Consider the following 16,986-nt stretch of genomic DNA (forward strand, 5'->3'; position numbering starts at 1 on the left):
GCCCCGCCCGGCCGCCGCAGGCCCACACCGCCACGCACCACCTCTCGCACCTCCCTCCTCGCACTTCCCTCCTCTTCTCCTCTCCTCTCTCGTCCTCTCGTCCTCCACACCCAGGGAGCGGGCCGCATGCCGAAGGCACCCACCACCGACCTCTTCGACCGGGCCCGCGCCTGGCTGGCCGAGGACCCCGACCCGCAGACCCGCGCGGAGCTGACCGCGCTGCTGGCCGCCGCCGAGGGGCCGGAGGCCGAGTCCGAGGAGCGGATCGCCTGGTCCCGGCTGGCCGAACGCTTCGCCGGGCGCCTGCAGTTCGGCACTGCCGGGCTGCGCGGTGAGCTGGGCGCCGGGCCGATGCGGATGAACCGCGCCGTGGTGATCCGGGCCGCCGCCGGCCTGGCCGCGTACGTCCGGAAGAACCCGGCGCTCGGCGACCTGGTGGTGATCGGCTACGACGCCCGCCACAAGTCGTACGACTTCGCGCTCGACACCGCCGCCGTGGTGGTGGGCGCCGGGCTGCGCGCCGCGCTGCTGCCCCGCGCGCTGCCGACGCCCGTCCTGGCGTTCGCGATCCGGCACCTGGGCGCGGCGGCCGGCGTGGTGGTCACCGCCAGCCACAACCCGCCGCAGGACAACGGCTACAAGGTGTACCTGGGCGACGGTTCGCAGATCGTCCCGCCCGCGGACGCCGAGATCGCCGCCGAGATCGACGCGCTGGGCGCGCTCGCCGACGTCCCGCGCGCCGAGTCCGGCTGGGAGGTGCTCGGCGACGACGTCCTCGCCGCCTACCTCGCCCGCGCCGCCGCCGTCCTCGACCCGGCCGGGCCGCGCGACCTGGCCACCGTCTACACCCCGCTGCACGGCGTGGGCCGCGACGTGCTGCTCGCCGCGTTCGCCACCGCCGGGTTCCCGGCGCCGACCCTGGTCGCCGAACAGGCCGAGCCGGACCCGGACTTCCCCACCGTCGCGTTCCCCAACCCGGAGGAGCCGGGCGCGATGGACCTCGCCTTCGCCACCGCCCGCGCGGCCCGCCCGGACCTGGTCATCGCCAACGACCCGGACGCCGACCGCTGCGCCGTCGCCGTCCCCACCGCCGACGGCGACTGGCGGATGCTGCGCGGCGACGAGGTCGGCGCCCTGCTCGGCGCGGCCCTCGCCGCCAAGACCACCGACGGGGTGTTCGCCACCACCATCGTCTCCTCCACCCTGCTCGGCAGGATCGCCGCCGCGGCCGGGCTGGGCTACGCCGAGACGCTCACCGGCTTCAAGTGGATCGCCCGCGCCGAGGACATCCGCTACGGCTACGAGGAGGCCCTCGGCTACTGCGTCGACCCGGACGGCGTCCGCGACAAGGACGGCATCACCGCCGCCCTCCAGATCGCCGAACTCGCCGCCGGGCTCAAGCGCGACGGCCGCACCCTCACCGACCTCCTCGACGACCTCGCCCTCACCCACGGCCTGCACGCCACCGACCAGCTCTCCGTCCGGGTCGACGACCTCACCGTCATCACCGACGCGATGTCCGCCCTCCGCGACAAGCCCCCGGTCGAACTCGCCGGCCTCACCGTCACCCGCGCCGACGACCTCACCACCGGCACCCCCGACCTCCCCCCCACCGACGGCCTCCGCTACCACCTCGACGGCCCCGCCATCACCTCGGCCCGCATCGTGGTCCGCCCCTCCGGCACCGAGCCCAAGCTCAAGTGCTACCTCGAAGCCGTCCTCCCCGTCCCCACCCCGGCCGACCTCCCGGCCGCCCGCCGCCGCGCCCAGGCGCTGCTGGACGCCCTCAAGCAGGACTTCGCGACGGCGGCGGGCCTCGCCTGACCACGCCTCAACTCCCCCGAGGGGCCCGGACGGTGATGTCCGGGCCCCTCCGGCGTTCCACCCGACCGCCGGCACTACGATCGGTCCGCACCCGCACGGCCCGCCGCCCCGGAGCGTGGCCGCGAAGCCGCGGGGCCACGGAGAAGGGGAACGCCGATGGAACCGCTCTTCGCCGACGAACCAGAGCCGGACGACGTCGACCGGCGACAGTCCGCGCTCCTCGACGCCGTCCGCCGCGGCGGGACCGTCGACACCCCGGACGCCGACCTGTGGCGGGTCGACTGGGTGACCGGCGTCGACCTGGACCCCCGGATGGTGTGGCAACTCCGGGTCGGCCCCGTGGTGGCCACCGCCTGGGGCGAGATCGACGGCCGACCGCTGCTCGCCACCGCCGTCGAGATCGAGGAACGGCCACCGGCCGAGCAGAAGCAGCGGCGGCACCGGCTGGAGGTCCGGGACGTGCTGTCCGGCCGGGTCCGTACGGTGGACTGCGAAGTACCCGTCCGCGTCCTGGCATTCGCGCCCGACGCGTCGGAGCCGCTGCTGATCTCCGGACACGAGGACGACAGGGTGCGGATCTGGGAGTTCCCGGACCTCACGCACCGGCGGACGCTCGACGTCGAAGGACAGCCACACGCCCTGGAAGTCCTCGGCTCCGGTCGCGGCATCCGTCTGTTGATCCGCAGTGGTCAGGGCCACCTCGGGCAGTGGGACCTGTCGACCGGCGCACCACTCCTCCTCCCGCACCTGCCGCCCGTCTACGGGATCGGTGTCGGCACCCTCACGGACGGAACGGTCGTGCTGCCCACCGAGAAGGCGGCCCTGCTGTGGAACCCGGATGACAACCGCGTACGGGAGCTCCCGGTTCCCGGCGGACTGCGACCGGTCCGAGGCGGAACCTCGTGGCGATCGGCAGGTCGGGACATGCTGACCGTCATCGACACGTATGCCACCCTCGCCAGCATCGACCTGACGTCCGGTCAGCACACGCTGCTCACGGCCCACTCGGACACCTTGGCAGACGGGCTGATGGCGGCCGTGGGACGGCCTGGCCCGTTCAGCAACCCGACCGTGACGGGGTCCACCCTCGCGGTACCGGTGAGGTGGCAGGTCCACCTCTGGGACGCACACACCATGCGCCCGCTCGGGGCACCTCTCACCGGCCCCGTCGCGCAGGCAGCCGCAGAGGCCGTCCGCTGGCAGGGGCGCGACCTCCTGCTGACCTCCTCCCAGCAGGACGGCGTGGTCGCGCTCTGGGACCTCGCCGTCCCGGTTGACCGCGAACCCGGCCACCGCCAGCGGCTGGCGGCCGTCACCGTCACCGAGCCGGACGGAGTGGTGGTCAGCGCCGACGAGGGCGGAACCCTGGTGGCGCGACACGCCGCCGACGGCACCCTGCTCGCACCGCCCCTCGCCACGGACGTCAAGATCACCAAGGCCCTGGCCACCTGGACCGACGGCAGCCACCTGCACGCCGCCACCGGTTCCGGGCGCCTCCGCGCCGGCGATCCGCTCCTGTACCGCTGGAATCTGACTGCGGGCGGCCCCTCAGGTGCGCCAGTCCGGACCGACAACTCCTTCATCCACTGGATCGCTCATCAGCGCCTGCGCATCGGCGATGCACTGATCGTCCATGGGTACGAGGACATCTCGCTCGTGAACCCTTCCGACGGAGCGATCCTGGCCACCATCAACGACGCCGTCGGACGGCTCTCCACCGGATTCGCCGTCGGCGCGGTCGATGGACGCGCGACCGCCGCGCTGTCGCCCCACCAGGAGCCGATCCGGCTTTACGACCTGGACGACCCGTCATCCGAACCGACGGTCGTACGAGGCACCGAGGGTCACCCGGCACTGGCACTCCTCGACGGCCGGCTCGTCACCGTCCGCACCGAACGTCCGACCCCTGACGGTGCCACCACCCTCCGTACCTGGCACCCCAGCGGCAGACCCGCGGGCCCGGAGATCGACGGCCCGGCCCCCGTCACCGCCGTGGCAGGCCGCACCTGGCCCGAGTTGTACGTGGCCCGCGCCGACCGCACCCTCACCGTCGTCGACCTGCGCACCGGCGAGCTGCTGGCCCGCCCACTCCTGCTGCCCGGACCGGCCAGCTGCCTCGCAGCCACTGCCGACGGAGGCATCGTGGTCGGATTCGGCCATGACGTCGCGCTCGTGCGTCCACCGGTCCGGGGACGCCGCTGAGAAGACCGGGGCCGTTGTCGGCCACCGTGATCACGCCGTTCGCATCCGCGTCGAACTGCCCGGCCGAGTACACGGGTTGGTTGTCGGAGGGTGGGGGTGTGACCGGCGCGCCCCTTGATCCGGGGTGCCACTCGGTCGGACAGGGCGTGGCATGCCGCCGACACGCCTGCACCGCCCTGGGGGCGGCGCCTCGAACGGGGCCGCTGCCCCAGGGGAGTCACACGCCGGTCTCCGTCAGTCCGGCAGCCGGAGCAGGATCGGCTTGCCGTCCAGATCCGGTTGCAGGGAACCGAACCCGGTCGGTGAGGCGGACACGAGGGGTCGGCCGTTCCAAGGGGCCACCACCACCCGCCCGAAATAGGAGGAGAACCACTCCGCCGGGGGTTCGTCGAAGGCGATCGCGCCGCTGAGCACCCCTCTCAAGAGCCAGCCCGGCCCCTCGCACCCGAGGAAGCAGACGGCGGTCATCTTTCGACGGTCCGATGCGGTCTCCACCTCGATCTCGCACCGCAGTTCCGCACCGAAGCGTCCGTCCCGTTCCAGGAACCTGTTCTTCGGGTTGAAAGTGTTCGACAACAGCTTCTTGCGGGTCCGGTCCCACGCGCCGGATCGCATCGCGTGGAACGCTTGCAACTGCAGGGCGCAGGAATCCCGCAGCACAGTGGCCGCCACGAGGTCGGAAGACGCCCTCATGGTACCGAGCTGAACCTCGATGCCGTCCTCGTCGGGAATCAGCAACCCGCCGAGATCGATGAGTCGTGTCGACTGCCAACCGTTCTCACGCACGTCCCAGGGCCCGGTGTCGACCCCCCTCACCATCGAACGGTGCGGATCACCGGTCCGCCAGGGTTCTCCGGGAACCTCCTCGACAGAACTACGGGTGTCACCCATTCCATCCCTTTCTGACGATCATCCGCAGCCGTTCCCACGCGGTCGGCGCTGAATGCTTCCTGTGCTTACTCGGACTCGGCGACTTGGCGACTTGGCGACTTGCGAGGTGTTCGGCGTCGAGTCCGGACGGACCCGGGCGTGCCCGCGCTACCGGTCCGCCCGGTACGCCGCCACCACCGTGGGCAGGAGGCCCGGGAAGCGCTGTTCCAGGTCGGCCGCGCGGAGGGTGGTGAGGCGGCGGTTGGCCTCCTCGCGGTGGCGGATCACGCCCGCTTCGCGGAGGACCTTGAAGTGGTGGCTGAGGGTGGAGGGGGCGACGTCGACCGGGAAGGTGCCGCAGGCGCGTTCGGGTTCGTCGCTGAGGGTCTCCACGATGGTCATCCGGGTCGGGTCGGAGAGGGCGTGCAGGACGTCCAGCAGGTCGATGTCGTCGGTGGCGGGGTAGTGGGGCGCCTCGCGGCGGCGGGCGGCACGGGGCACGGGGTCTCCTCCGGCGATGTTCGACAGGTGTCGAAGTTTCGTGGTACCAGTGGTAGTAATTCGACGTTCGTAGAACATCGTAACTGCGACCGCTCCAGGGGGACCACCATGCGCGCACTCGTCATGACCGAAGCCGGCGGCGCCGAGCACAGCCACGTCCGCGAGCTCGAAGCGCCGCGGCCCGGCCCGGGGCAGGTCGCGATCGGGGTCGCCTACGCCGGGCTCAACTTCGTGGACGTGATGGCCCGCCGCGGCGACGCCGGCTACACCGCCGCCTGGCCCCACCACCCCGGCCGGGAGGTGGCCGGCACCGTGCTGGCCCTCGGCGAGGGCGTCACCGGGCCCGCCGTCGGCACCCCCGTGGTGGCCGCCACCCGCGGCGGCGGCCTCGCCGAGGTCGTGGTCGCCGACGCGGAGCTCACCGTCCCCGTCCCGGACGGCGTGCCGCTGGACGTCGCCGCCACCGCGCCCCTCGGCCTGGCCACCGCGCTGCTGCTGCTCACCGACGCCGGACGCTTCGCCCCCGGCGAGAGCGTCCTGGTCCACTCGGCGGGCGGCGGCATCGGCACCGCCGTCGCCCGTCTGCTGCCGCTGCTCGGCGGCGGGCGCCTGCTGGGCACCGTCGGCCGCCCGGAGAAGGCCGCGGGCGCCCGGCGGCACGGCTACGAGGCGGTGCACGTCCGGGGCGCGGGCCTCGCCGAGGAGGTGCGGGCGGCGAACGGCGGGCGCGGCGTCGACCTCGTTCTCGATCCGCTGGGGGCCACCGCGCTCGACCTCGACCTCGACCTGCTCGCACCGGGCGGCCGGATCGTCCTGTTCGGCAACGCGAGCGGGGCGGGCCCCGCGCCGCTGCCGCCGCTCACCCGGCTGCTGGGGGCCAACGCCACGCTCACCGGGTTCAGCCACGGCGGGCTGCTCGTCCAGGCCCCCGCGAAGGTCGCCGGCGCCGTCCGCCGCGCCCTCGACCTGCTGGCCACCGGGGCGCTCGCCACGCCGGTGACGGTCCTCCCGGACCTCGTCGACGTCCCCGCCGCCCACGACCTGCTGGCCGCCGGGCGCGGCGAGGGCAAGTACGTCGTCGCGCTGAATCCCTGACCGGAGAGCCCCGGGAAGCCCGGGCCTCCGCGCTCAGGTCGCCGCGATCACCGTGACCAGCGCGACCAGGCCCGCCAGGGTCGGGGCGATGACCCACCAGCACCAGGTGGTCCGCAGTTCGCCGGCCGCCGAGGGCTTGTGGGCGTTGCGCTCGGCCTGCTCCTGGAGGGTGGTGACCACGGCGTCGGACCAGGCGCGGGTGGGGTCGAGCCGGTCCGGGCGGGCGGTCTTGCCGGCGGGCCGGGCCGGGAGGTGCGGGTCGCCCGCGGCGGCGGCGCGGCCGGCCCGGCGGGTGGCCTTCTTGCGCTGGCGGATCGAGACCGGGATCGCCCAGACCTGGAACTTGCGTCCGGCGGCGAAGAGTTCGACCGAGTAGCCGGCCTTGAGCCCCTCGACCGTGGCCCAGGGCGCGACGATCGTGCGCAGCGGGTTGCGGACGAGCAGCCGACGGTCGTTGGCGCGCACCACCGGCCGCAGGGTGTAGGCGATCACCGGGAAGGCGAAGACGGGCGCGGCGGCGAGGGCGACCCACGGGGTCGAGCCGGTGCCGGACACCACGGCGTCGATGATCAGCCAGGCGGCGACGGCGAGCATCATGACGCCCGCGATGACGCTGGGGACGGAGCGGTACACGCGGTCGGCGTACACGGGCTCGTCGGCGGCGGAACCCTGGTGGGGTGTCCGGTCGGATTCGGTCATGCCGTCGATTCTGCCCCAGGCCCGCGGCCGTCCCCAATGGCGACCCGGGCACGGGACGGTCACGAATGACCGCCCCGTGCAAGTCCCACGAAAGCCCCGCGACGACCCCGCGAAAGCCCCGGGACGACACCGCGACGCCCCCGCCGACCCCGCCGCCGCCCGCGTCAGCCGGTGCGCCGCCGCAGGGTGGCGGCGGCGAGGCCGAGCGCCAGCAGCGCGCTCCCGGCCACCACGGCGAGGTCGGCCAGGACGCGCCCGCTCACGCCGCCGTGCGCCGCGGTGCGGCCCATCGCGTCGACGGCGTAGGAGAGCGGCAGCACGTCGGAGACCCAGCGCAGCACGGGCGCCATCCCGGCGCGGGGCACGAACAGCCCGCAGAGCAGGAGCTGGGGCAGCAGGACCGCGGGCAGGAACTGGACGGCCTGGAACTCGGTGGCGGCGAACGCGGAGACCAGCAGGCCGAGCGCCGTGCCGAGCAGCCCGTCGGCGACCGCGACGGCGAACAGCATCCAGGTCGGCCCGGCGACGTCGAGGCCGAGCACGCCGAGGGTGAGGGCGGAGGCGAGCGCGGCCTGGACCAGGGCGACGGCGCCGAAGGCGAGCGCGTAGCCGAGCAGCAGGTCGGGCTTGCCGAGCGGCATGGTGAGCAGGCGCTCCAGGGTGCCGCCGGTGCGTTCGCGGAGCATCGCGACCGAGGTGACCAGGAACATCACCAGCAGCGGGAAGACGCCGAGCAGCTCGGGGCCGATCCGGTCGAAGGTGCCGGGCTGCCCGTCGTACATGTACCTGAGCAGGACGAGCAGCAGGCAGGGCACCAGCAGCAGCATGGCCGCGGTGCGCGGGTCGTGCCGCAGCTGGGCCAGCACGCGGCCGGCGGTGGCGAGGGTGCGGCGGGCGGCGGGGTTCACCGGGGGTCCTCCGGTCCGGTCCGGACGAGGGTGAGGAAGGCGTTCTCGACGTCGGCCGTGCCGGTGGCGGCGAGCAGCGCGGCGGGGGTGTCGTGGGCGAGCAGGCGGCCCTCGCGCATCAGCAGCAGGCGGTCGCAGCGGGTGGCCTCGTCCATGACGTGGCTGGAGACCAGCAGGGTGGCGCCGTCCGCGGCGAGGCCCTGGAACAGCTCCCACAGCTCCTGCCGCAGGACGGGGTCGAGGCCGACGGTGGGCTCGTCCAGGACCAGCAGTTCGGGGCGGCCGAGCAGCGCGGCGGCGAGCGAGACCCGGGCGCGCTGGCCGCCGGAGAGCCGGGCGGCGGGGGTGCGGCGGTGGGCGTCCAGGCCGACCCGGGCGATCACCCGGGCCGGGTCGCCGGGCGGGGCGCCGAGGACGGCGGCGAAGTAGTCGAGGTTCTCCCCGACCGTCAGGTCGCCGTACACGGACGGGGCCTGGGTGACGTACCCGACCCGGTCCCGCAGCGCGGCGGACCCGGCCGGGCGGCCGAGCACCGTGACCGTCCCGGCAGCGGTGCGCTGCACGCCGACGACGCTGCGCAGCAGGGTGGTCTTCCCGCAGCCGCTGGGCCCGAGCAGCCCGGTGACGCTGCCGCGGGCGACCTCCAGGTCCAGTCCCGGCAGCACGGTGGCCGCGCCGCGGCGCACCACCAGCCCCTCGACCCTGATCGCGGGGCCGTCGACCGGCCCCGCCAGAGAATTCATCATGTGATGAGTTTCCTGTCGCGCACCATCCCCGTCAAGCCCCCGTCAAGCCCCGTCAAGCCCTCGCGGAGGCCCCGCCCACCGGCCCCCGCCCGGCACCCGGGGAACGGCCGCTCCCCGCCCCCGCCCGCCGCGACGGCGCCCGGAACGGACCGCGCGCTCCCCCCTTGACAGCCCACCGATAAGCGGTACGGCCGGGACACCCCGGTTCGGTACGATTGCGTCGGCCGGACGGCAGCCGAAACGCCCCGCACCGGCCCCTCTGAACCCGTCCGCGGCCGCGCTCCCGGCGCGCCCGCCGGAGAGCATGGGAGTCCCCCAGGATGACTCGGCAGTTGATCACCAGCGCGCTTCCCTACATCAACGGGATCAAGCACCTGGGCAACATGGTCGGGTCGATGCTCCCGGCGGACGTCTACTCCCGGTACCTGCGCCAGCGCGGCCACGAGGTGCTGTACATCTGCGCGACCGACGAGCACGGCACCCCCGCCGAGCTGGCCGCCCAGGAGGCCGGGCTGCCGGTGGCCGAGTTCTGCGCCCGGGCGCACGACCAGCAGAAGGCGATCTACGACGGCTTCCAGCTGTCCTTCGACTACTTCGGCCGCTCCTCCTCGCCGCAGAACCGCGAGATCACCCAGGAGATCGCCCGCGAGCTGCACGCCAACGGCTTCATCGAGGAGCGGGCGATCCGCCAGGTGTACTCGGTGGCCGACGGCCGCTTCCTGCCGGACCGCTACATCGTCGGCACCTGCCCGCACTGCGGCTACGACAAGGCCCGCGGCGACCAGTGCGAGAACTGCACCCGCGTGCTGGACCCGACCGACCTGCTGGAGCCGCGCTCGGCGATCAGCGGCAGCTCCGAGCTGGAGGTGCGCGAGACCAAGCACCTGTTCCTGCTCCAGTCGAAGCTGACCGACGAGGTGGAGTCCTGGATCGCCGCCAACGGCGACAACTGGCCGGTGCTGGCCTCCTCGATCGCCCGCAAGTGGCTGACCGAGGGCCTCCAGGACCGCGCGATCACCCGCGACCTGGAGTGGGGCGTCCCCGTCCCGGCCGACGTGTGGCCCGAACTGGCCGCCGAGGGCAAGGTGTTCTACGTCTGGTTCGACGCCCCGATCGAGTACATCGGCGCCACCAAGGAGTGGGCGGACGCCACCGGCGGCGACTGGCGCTCCTGGTGGTACGAGGCGGACGACACCGTCCGGTACACCGAGTTCATGGCCAAGGACAACGTCCCGTTCCACACCGTGATGTTCCCGGCCACCATCCTCGGCTCGCGCAAGCCGTGGAAGAAGGTCGACTACGTCAAGGCGTTCAACTGGCTGACGTACTACGGCGGGAAGTTCTCCACCAGCCAGAAGCTCGGCATCTTCACCGACGTCGCGCTCGAACTGCTGCCGGCCGACTACTGGCGCTACTACCTGATGGCGAACGCCCCGGAGTCCGACGACTCCAGCTTCACCTGGGACCTGTTCGCGGCCACCGTCAACAAGGACCTCGCCGACACCCTGGGCAACTTCGTCAACCGGGTGCTCTCCTTCAGCCGCAAGCGCTTCGGCGACGAGGTCCCGGCCGGCGCGGCGAACGGCGCGGCGGAGGAGCAGCTGGGCGGGCAGATCGCCGAGCTGCTGGCCGAGTACGAGGCCCAGCTCGACGCGCTGAACTTCCGCAAGGCCGCGCAGGCGCTGCGCGCGCTCTGGTCGGCGGGCAACGCGTACCTGGACGTCACCGCGCCCTGGACGGAGATCAAGACCGACCCGGAGGCGGCCGCCCGCACCCTGCGCACCGCGATCAACCTGATCCACCTGTACGCGGTGGTCTCCGAGCCGTTCATCCCGGCCGCGGCCAAGGCGGTCCGGGAGTCCTTCGCGCTGGACGGCGACACCCGCACCTGGGTGTCCGCGGACGAGGCCCGCGCGCTGTCGCTCGTCCCGGCCGGGACGGGCTTCACCGTCCCGCCGGTGCTGTTCGCCAAGATCACCGACGAGGACCTGGCCGCCTGGACCGAGCGCTTCGGCGGCCAGGCGTAGCCTTCCTCAGCCCGTCAGGTACCCCTGGACGGTGCGGCCCAGCAGCGGGGCCAGCACCTCCGGGGGTGCCGAGGCGAGCGGCTCGACCGCGATCACGTACCGGGCCACCGCCAGGCCGACGACCTGCGCCATCACCAGTTCGACCCGCAGCTCCGGCTCCGGCACGTCGAGCCGGTCCGCGACCCGGGCGACCAGCTCGGTCACCATGAAGCCGCGCATCAGCGCCGCGACCTCCTCGCTGGCGGCGGCCGTCCGCACCAGCGCCAGCAGCCGCTCCCGCACGGCCGGCTGCTCCCAGAGCGCCAGCACGAAGCCCGCCACCCGCTCGCCGACCGTCGCCGGGTCGCCCGCGAACACCTGCTCCACCACCGTGCGCGGGTCGAACGGGAACTCCAGCGCCGCCGCGAACAGCCGGTCCTTGCTGCCGAAGTAGTGGTGCAGCAGCGCCGGGTCCACCCCCGCGGCCCGGGCGATCGCCCGCATGCTGGCCTTCTGGTAGCCGCGCGCCGCGAACTCCGTCCGGGCCGCCGCCAGCACCGCCCCCCGGGTGTCCTCGCCCCCGGGCCGCCGCCCCCGCGCCTTCGTGCCGCCGTCCATCCCGCCATTGTCCCCGGGGCGGCGCGGGGCCGGGGACGCCGCCCGCGCCGGGAGCGGGCAGATTTCGGTCAGGACTCGAAACCGACCCGCCCTACCGCCTGCCTACGCGCGTAGATATGCTGCTCTGGTGACTATGTCCACTCTTGCAGCCAACGCCCCCGGCGCCGCGGGCGGCGGTCTCGCGGACGTCGCGGCGTCCGAGGCCACCCTGCGCCGTTTCCTGCACGGCCTGCCCGGGGTCGATCAGGTCGGCCTGGAGTCGCGGGCGGCGAGCCTCGGCACGCGGTCGATCAAGACCACCGCCAAGGCGCTCGCCATCGACCTCGCCATCTCGATGATCGACCTGACCACCCTGGAGGGCGCGGACACCGTCGGCAAGGTCCGCTCGCTGTGCGCGAAGGGCCTCAGCCCGGACCCGTCCGACCGCTCCGCCCCGCGGGTCGCGGCGATCTGCGTGTACCCGGACATGGTGGCCACCGCGAAGGAGGCGCTGCGCGGCAGCGGCGTCCAGGTCGCCTCGGTGGCCACCGCCTTCCCGTCCGGCCGGGCCGGCCTGCCGGTGAAGCTGGCGGACACCGCGGAGGCGGTCGCCGCCGGCGCGGACGAGATCGACATGGTGATCGACCGGGGCGCCTTCCTCTCCGGCCGCTACCTGGAGGTCTTCGAGACGATCCGCGCGGTCAAGGCGGCCTGCGCGCGCCCGGACGGCGGCGCGGCCCACCTCAAGGTGATCTTCGAGACCGGCGAGCTGCAGACGTACGACAACGTCCGCCGGGCGTCCTGGCTGGCGATGATCGCCGGCGCGGACTTCATCAAGACCTCCACCGGCAAGGTCGCGGTGAACGCGACCCCGCCGGTGACGCTGCTGATGCTGGAGGCGGTGCGGGACTTCCGCGCGGCGACCGGCGTGCAGATCGGCGTGAAGCCGGCCGGCGGCATCCGCACCACCAAGGACGCGATGAAGTACCTGGTGATGGTGAACGAGACGCTCGGCGACGACTGGCTGAGCCCGCACTGGTTCCGGTTCGGCGCCTCCAGCCTGCTGAACGACCTGCTGATGCAGCGCCAGAAGCTGAGCACCGGCCGGTACTCCGGTCCCGACTACGTGACGGTGGACTGAGGACGATGTCGAAGACCAAGAAGACCGAGAAGCCCGGGGCCACGCCCGGAACCGCGAACCCGGCGGCCTCGAACCCGGCGACCGCAGCCGCGACCGGGACCGAGCGGCCGCCCGCCCGCCGCTCCGGCCTGTTCGCGTACGCCCCGGCCCCCGAGTCCCCGGCCGCCGCGGGTGAGATCGCCACCGGCTACGGCCACTTCATCGGCGGCGAGTTCGTCGACTCCTCCGGCTCGGAGGCGCTGAAGACCGTCAACCCGGCGACCGAGCAGGTGCTGGCCGAGTTCGCCCAGGGCACCCCGGAGGACGTGGACCGCGCGGTCGCGGCCGCCCGCAAGGCGTTCGCCGACTGGTCGGCGCTGCCGGGCAGCGAGCGCGCCAAGTACCTGTTCCGGATCGCCCGGATCATCCAGGAGCGCAGCCGCGAACTGGCGGTGCTGGAGACGATCGACAACGGCAAGCCGATCCGCGAGACCCGCGACGTCGACCTGCCGCTGGTCGCCGCGCACTTCTTCTACTACGCGGGCTGGGCCGACAAGCTCGACCACGCGGGCTGGGGCCGCAACCCGCGCCCGCTGGGCGTGGCCGCGCAGGTCATCCCGTGGAACTTCCCGCTGCTGATGCTGGCCTGGAAGGTCGCCCCGGCGCTGGCCACCGGCAACACGGTGGTGCTGAAGCCGGCCGAGACCACCCCGCTGACCGCGCTGCGCTTCGCCGAGATCTGCCGCCAGGCGGGCCTGCCGAAGGGCGTGGTGAACATCGTCACCGGCGACGGCCGCACCGGCGCCGCGCTGACCGCGCACGAGGGCGTCGACAAGGTCGCCTTCACCGGTTCCACCCCGGTGGGCCGGGCGATCGCCAAGCAGGTCGCGGGCACCCGCAAGAAGCTCTCGCTGGAGCTCGGCGGCAAGGCCGCCAACATCGTGTTCGACGACGCGCCGCTGGACCAGGCGGTCGAGGGCATCGTCGACGGCATCTTCTTCAACCAGGGCCACGTGTGCTGCGCGGGCAGCCGCCTGCTGGTGCAGGAGTCGGTGCAGGACGAGCTGCTGGACGCGCTCAAGCGCCGGATGGGCACCCTGCGGGTCGGCGACCCGCTGGACAAGAACACCGACGTCGGCGCGATCAACTCGGCCGAGCAGCTGGCCCGGATCACCGAGCTGGCCGCGGCGGGCGAGCAGGAGGGCGCCGAGCGCTGGGCCCCGGAGTGCGAACTCCCGGGCGCGGGCTACTGGTTCCGCCCGACCCTGTTCACCGGCGTCTCGCAGGCCCACCGGATCGCCCGCGAGGAGGTCTTCGGCCCGGTGCTGTCGGTGCTGACCTTCCGCACCCCCGCGGAGGCGGTGGAGAAGGCCAACAACACCCCGTACGGCCTGTCCGCCGGCATCTGGACGGAGAAGGGCTCGCGCATCCTGTGGATGGCGAACCGGCTCCGGGCGGGCGTGGTGTGGGCGAACACCTTCAACAAGTTCGACCCGACCTCGCCGTTCGGCGGGTACAAGGAGTCCGGTTACGGCCGCGAGGGCGGCCGCCACGGTCTGGAGGCGTACCTCGATGTCTGAGCAGACTGTCCGACTGGACATCTTCAAGACCTACAAGCTGTACGTCGGCGGGAAGTTCCCGCGCTCGGAGAGCGGGCGGGTGTACGAGGTGACGGACACGGAGGGCACCTGGCTGGCGAACGCGCCGCTGGGCACCCGCAAGGACGCCCGGGACGCCGTGCTGGCGGCCCGCGCGGCGGTGAAGGGCTGGTCGGGCACCACGGCGTACAACCGCGGGCAGGTGCTGTACCGGGTGGCCGAGATGCTGGAGGGCCGCCGGGAGCAGTTCGCCGCCGAGGTGGCGGCGGCCGAGGGCGTGAGCGCCGGGCGGGCGGCGGCGCTGGTGGGCGCGGCGGTCGACCGCTGGGTCTGGTACGCGGGCTGGACCGACAAGGTCGCGCAGATCGCGGGCGGCGCCAACCCGGTGGCCGGGCCGTTCTTCAACCTGTCCACCCCGGAGCCGACCGGCGTGGTCGGCGTCCTGGCGCCGCAGGCCGGCACCGGCTTCTCGCTGCTGGGCCTGGTCTCGGTGATCGCCCCGGCGATCGCCACCGGCAACACCGTGGTGGTCGCGGCGGCCGAGCGGGCCCCGCTGCCGGCGCTGTCGCTGGGCGAGGTGCTGGCCACCTCGGACGTGCCGGGCGGCGTGGTCAACCTGCTCTCCGGCCGCACCGCGGACCTCGCCCCGACGCTGGCCTCCCACCAGGACGTCAACGCGCTCGACCTGGCCGGGGCGATCGCCCCGGACGGGCCCGGCGCGGCGGCGGCGCTGGAGGAGTCGGCGGCGGATACATTGAAGCGAGTGGTCCGACCGGCCGCCGACCCGTCCGCCGAGGACTGGACGGCCGAGCCCGGCACCGGGCGGCTGCTCTCCTTCCTGGAGACGAAGACGGTCTGGCACCCGATGGGCATCTAGCCCCCGGCCGACCGGCCAACTCCACACAGACCGGCCGTCCTCAGCGCCCTACCCCCCCCCGGGGCCCGGGCGGCCGTGACGGGCCCGCACTTCTCCCCCCCTGGTGCGGGCCCGTCCCCATGCCCGCACGCTGCGTGACGGGGCCGACCGGTGGGTTCCGAGCTGCCCCTCCCATGCCTCAGACTGGTTTCCCGTGAGTGACACCCCGCTGAACCGCCGCCCGATATCCCGCGTCATCCTGCTGTCGGGCCCCTCGGGGTCGGGGAAGTCCTCGCTGGCCGAGCGCAGCGGGCTCCCGGTCCTGCAACTGGACGACTTCTACAAGGACGGCGACGACCCGACGCTGCCGCAGCTGCCGGACGGCGGCGGGACGGACTGGGACTCGCCGCTGTCCTGGCACGAGGAGCAGGCGCTGGCGGCGATCCGGGCGCTGGTCTTCGAGGGCCGGGCCGAGGTGCCGGTGTACTCGATCCCGGACAACGGCCGGGCGGGCAGCCGCCTGCTGGAGCTGGACGGCGCGGCGGGCTTCGTGGCGGAGGGGATCTTCGCCGCCGAGCTGGTGCGCCGGTGCGCGGCCGAGGGCCTGCTGGGCGACGCGCTGTGCCTGCGCAACAAGCCGGCCACGACGGCCTGGCGGCGGTTCCGGCGGGACGTCCGGGAGGGCCGCAAGTCGGTGCCGTACCTGGTGCGCCGGGGCCTGCGGCTGATGCGGGCCGAGCGCGGCATCGTGGCCCGGCAGGTGGAGCTGGGCTCGTACGCCTGCTCGGGCGTGGAGGCGGGCCGGCGGATCGCCGCGGTGGCCCGGCAGCTGCCCGCCGAACTGGTCTGAGCGGCGGGGACGACGGGGACGGACGGGAGCGGGCGGGGCCCCGGTGCCGTTTCCCCCGCACCGGGGCCCCGCCCGTTCCGTCCGGGTCCGGGACCTCCCCCCGCGGCCGTCTCCCCCGAGTCGGCCGCCGCGTCCCGTGCCCTTCCCCCCTGTTCCCCCCCTCTTTTCCCCCCGCTGCCCGTCCCCCGACGGGAGTCCTGTGCGCCGTGCGCGGCTCAGCTACCGGCGCGGCTCAGGCGACCAGCTCGCCGAAGGCGTGCACGGTGTCGCCGGAGCGGTTGAGCTGCTCGTCCTCGCGCATCCGGCGCAGCGCGCGCCAGATGGAGCTCTTCACGGTGCCGACGCTGATGCCGAGGATGTCGGCGATCTCCGGGTCGGTGCGGCCCTCGTAGTAGCGCAGCACGAGCATGGTGCGCTGGTTCTCGGGCAGCTTGGCGAGCGCCTGCCAGAGCACGGCGCGCAGCTCGGTGCCGCCCATCGCGTCGGTGTCGCCGGCGTGCTCGGGGAGCTCCTCGGTCGGGTACTCGTTGATCTTGCGACGGCGCCAGGCGGAGATGTGCAGGTTGGTCATGGTGCGGCGGAGGTACCCGCCGACGGCGGCCTTGTCGGTGATCCGGCCCCAGGCGCGGTAGGTGGAGAAGAGCGCGCTCTGCAGCAGGTCCTCGGCCTCGTGGCGGTCGCCGGTGAGGTGGTAGGCGGTGGCGTACAGGGAGGCGCGGCGCTCGCGGACGTACGCGGTGAACTCGGCGATGTCGCGCGCCTCGTCCGCCGCGGCGGCCGGGTGCTCCCCCTGCGCGCCCCCCTGGTCGGCCTGCTCACCCCGGAAGGTCTGCGGCGCGAGCCGCAGCGTCCGGCCCGCCACCGGGTTCCCGGTCCGGTGGTGGACGGTGTCCCCGCTCCTGGTCCCCACGACCGGGCGACGGGTCCCGGCGTTGTGCGCGCACCCCCGGACGAGCACGGTGCCGGCGTTCTCCTCCTCGTGCCGAGGCCGGTTGGCGCCGAGGACGGCGGAACGCGGCCCGGCGTTTCGGGTCGTCAGCGTTGCGGTCATCGGGCACCCCCATGGTCGGTACGAGCGGATCTGCGCCGCCGCGGCTCCGGGCGTCGGCCCGGC

At 73.9% G+C, this 16,986-nt stretch carries 15 protein-coding genes; 8 read left to right on the forward strand and 7 right to left on the reverse strand.

What is annotated here, in order from left to right:
- Positions 1-126: 126 nt before the first annotated feature.
- Both ACIP60_RS22290 and ACIP60_RS22295 read left to right on the forward strand, forming a co-directional pair.
- Positions 127-1,824 (forward strand): phospho-sugar mutase, encoded by a 1,698-nt coding sequence (locus ACIP60_RS22290; RefSeq protein ID WP_400687062.1) that lies wholly within the window; start codon positions 127-129, stop codon positions 1,822-1,824.
- Positions 1,825-1,980: 156 nt separating this feature from the next.
- Positions 1,981-4,026: a hypothetical protein gene (locus ACIP60_RS22295; protein ID WP_400687064.1), complete on the forward strand. Its 2,046-nt coding sequence runs from the start codon at positions 1,981-1,983 to the stop codon at positions 4,024-4,026.
- Between the two features lie 234 nt (positions 4,027-4,260).
- On the opposite strand, the gene ACIP60_RS22300 is transcribed toward ACIP60_RS22295, so the two are convergent.
- On the reverse strand, positions 4,261-4,917 hold the full coding sequence (locus tag ACIP60_RS22300; protein WP_400687066.1) for a DUF3710 domain-containing protein: 657 nt from the start codon (positions 4,915-4,917) through the stop codon (positions 4,261-4,263).
- Between the two features lie 147 nt (positions 4,918-5,064).
- On the reverse strand, positions 5,065-5,397 hold the full coding sequence (locus tag ACIP60_RS22305) for an ArsR/SmtB family transcription factor (protein WP_400687068.1): 333 nt from the start codon (positions 5,395-5,397) through the stop codon (positions 5,065-5,067).
- Positions 5,398-5,505: 108 nt separating this feature from the next.
- Between ACIP60_RS22305 and ACIP60_RS22310 the strand changes: the two genes are divergently transcribed.
- On the forward strand, positions 5,506-6,492 hold the full coding sequence (locus ACIP60_RS22310) for a zinc-binding alcohol dehydrogenase family protein (protein ID WP_400687070.1): 987 nt from the start codon (positions 5,506-5,508) through the stop codon (positions 6,490-6,492).
- A gap of 33 nt (positions 6,493-6,525) precedes the next feature.
- Here the strand turns inward: ACIP60_RS22310 and ACIP60_RS22315 are convergent, their stop codons facing one another.
- The 3 genes from ACIP60_RS22315 to ACIP60_RS22325 form a co-directional block, all read right to left on the reverse strand.
- Complete coding sequence (locus ACIP60_RS22315) at positions 6,526-7,191, reverse strand: PH domain-containing protein (protein ID WP_282205895.1); 666 nt, start codon at positions 7,189-7,191, stop codon at positions 6,526-6,528.
- Positions 7,192-7,355: 164 nt separating this feature from the next.
- Positions 7,356-8,099 carry an ABC transporter permease gene (locus tag ACIP60_RS22320; protein WP_100837953.1) on the reverse strand — a complete coding sequence of 248 codons (744 nt, stop codon included), beginning with the start codon at positions 8,097-8,099 and terminating at the stop codon, positions 7,356-7,358.
- On the reverse strand, positions 8,096-8,845 hold the full coding sequence (locus ACIP60_RS22325) for an ABC transporter ATP-binding protein (RefSeq protein WP_400687073.1): 750 nt from the start codon (positions 8,843-8,845) through the stop codon (positions 8,096-8,098). The genes ACIP60_RS22320 and ACIP60_RS22325 overlap by 4 nt, the downstream gene beginning before the upstream one ends.
- Before the next feature lie 320 nt (positions 8,846-9,165).
- On the opposite strand from ACIP60_RS22325, the gene metG reads away from it, so the two are divergent.
- Positions 9,166-10,872 carry a methionine--tRNA ligase gene (gene metG, locus ACIP60_RS22330; protein WP_400687075.1) on the forward strand — a complete coding sequence of 569 codons (1,707 nt, stop codon included), beginning with the start codon at positions 9,166-9,168 and terminating at the stop codon, positions 10,870-10,872.
- 6 nt (positions 10,873-10,878) lie between these two features.
- Here the strand turns inward: metG and ACIP60_RS22335 are convergent, their stop codons facing one another.
- Positions 10,879-11,469 carry a TetR family transcriptional regulator gene (locus ACIP60_RS22335; RefSeq protein ID WP_111556317.1) on the reverse strand — a complete coding sequence of 197 codons (591 nt, stop codon included), beginning with the start codon at positions 11,467-11,469 and terminating at the stop codon, positions 10,879-10,881.
- A gap of 133 nt (positions 11,470-11,602) precedes the next feature.
- Here ACIP60_RS22335 and deoC point away from each other — a divergent pair, with 133 nt between their 5' ends.
- The 4 genes from deoC to ACIP60_RS22355 all read left to right on the forward strand — a co-directional run bounded on the left by deoC (position 11,603) and on the right by ACIP60_RS22355 (position 15,872).
- Entirely contained in the window at positions 11,603-12,589 is a 987-nt protein-coding gene (gene deoC / locus ACIP60_RS22340; protein WP_400687572.1) for a deoxyribose-phosphate aldolase, read from the forward strand.
- A gap of 5 nt (positions 12,590-12,594) precedes the next feature.
- Positions 12,595-14,148, forward strand: a complete 1,554-nt coding sequence (locus ACIP60_RS22345) for an aldehyde dehydrogenase family protein (RefSeq protein ID WP_400687077.1) — start codon at positions 12,595-12,597, stop codon at positions 14,146-14,148.
- Complete coding sequence (locus tag ACIP60_RS22350; RefSeq protein ID WP_400687079.1) at positions 14,141-15,043, forward strand: aldehyde dehydrogenase family protein; 903 nt, start codon at positions 14,141-14,143, stop codon at positions 15,041-15,043. The genes ACIP60_RS22345 and ACIP60_RS22350 overlap by 8 nt, the downstream gene beginning before the upstream one ends.
- Positions 15,044-15,236: 193 nt before the next feature.
- A complete protein-coding gene (locus tag ACIP60_RS22355) occupies positions 15,237-15,872 on the forward strand; it encodes an ATP-binding protein (protein ID WP_400687081.1) in 636 nt (211 codons plus the stop codon).
- Positions 15,873-16,104: 232 nt separating this feature from the next.
- Here the strand turns inward: ACIP60_RS22355 and ACIP60_RS22360 are convergent, their stop codons facing one another.
- Positions 16,105-16,911: a SigE family RNA polymerase sigma factor gene (locus ACIP60_RS22360; RefSeq protein ID WP_400687574.1), complete on the reverse strand. Its 807-nt coding sequence runs from the start codon at positions 16,909-16,911 to the stop codon at positions 16,105-16,107.
- Positions 16,912-16,986: the final 75 nt, after the last annotated feature.

It is taken from the genome of Kitasatospora sp. NPDC088783, from assembly GCF_044750705.1.
Taxonomy (GTDB): domain Bacteria; phylum Actinomycetota; class Actinomycetes; order Streptomycetales; family Streptomycetaceae; genus Kitasatospora; species Kitasatospora fiedleri.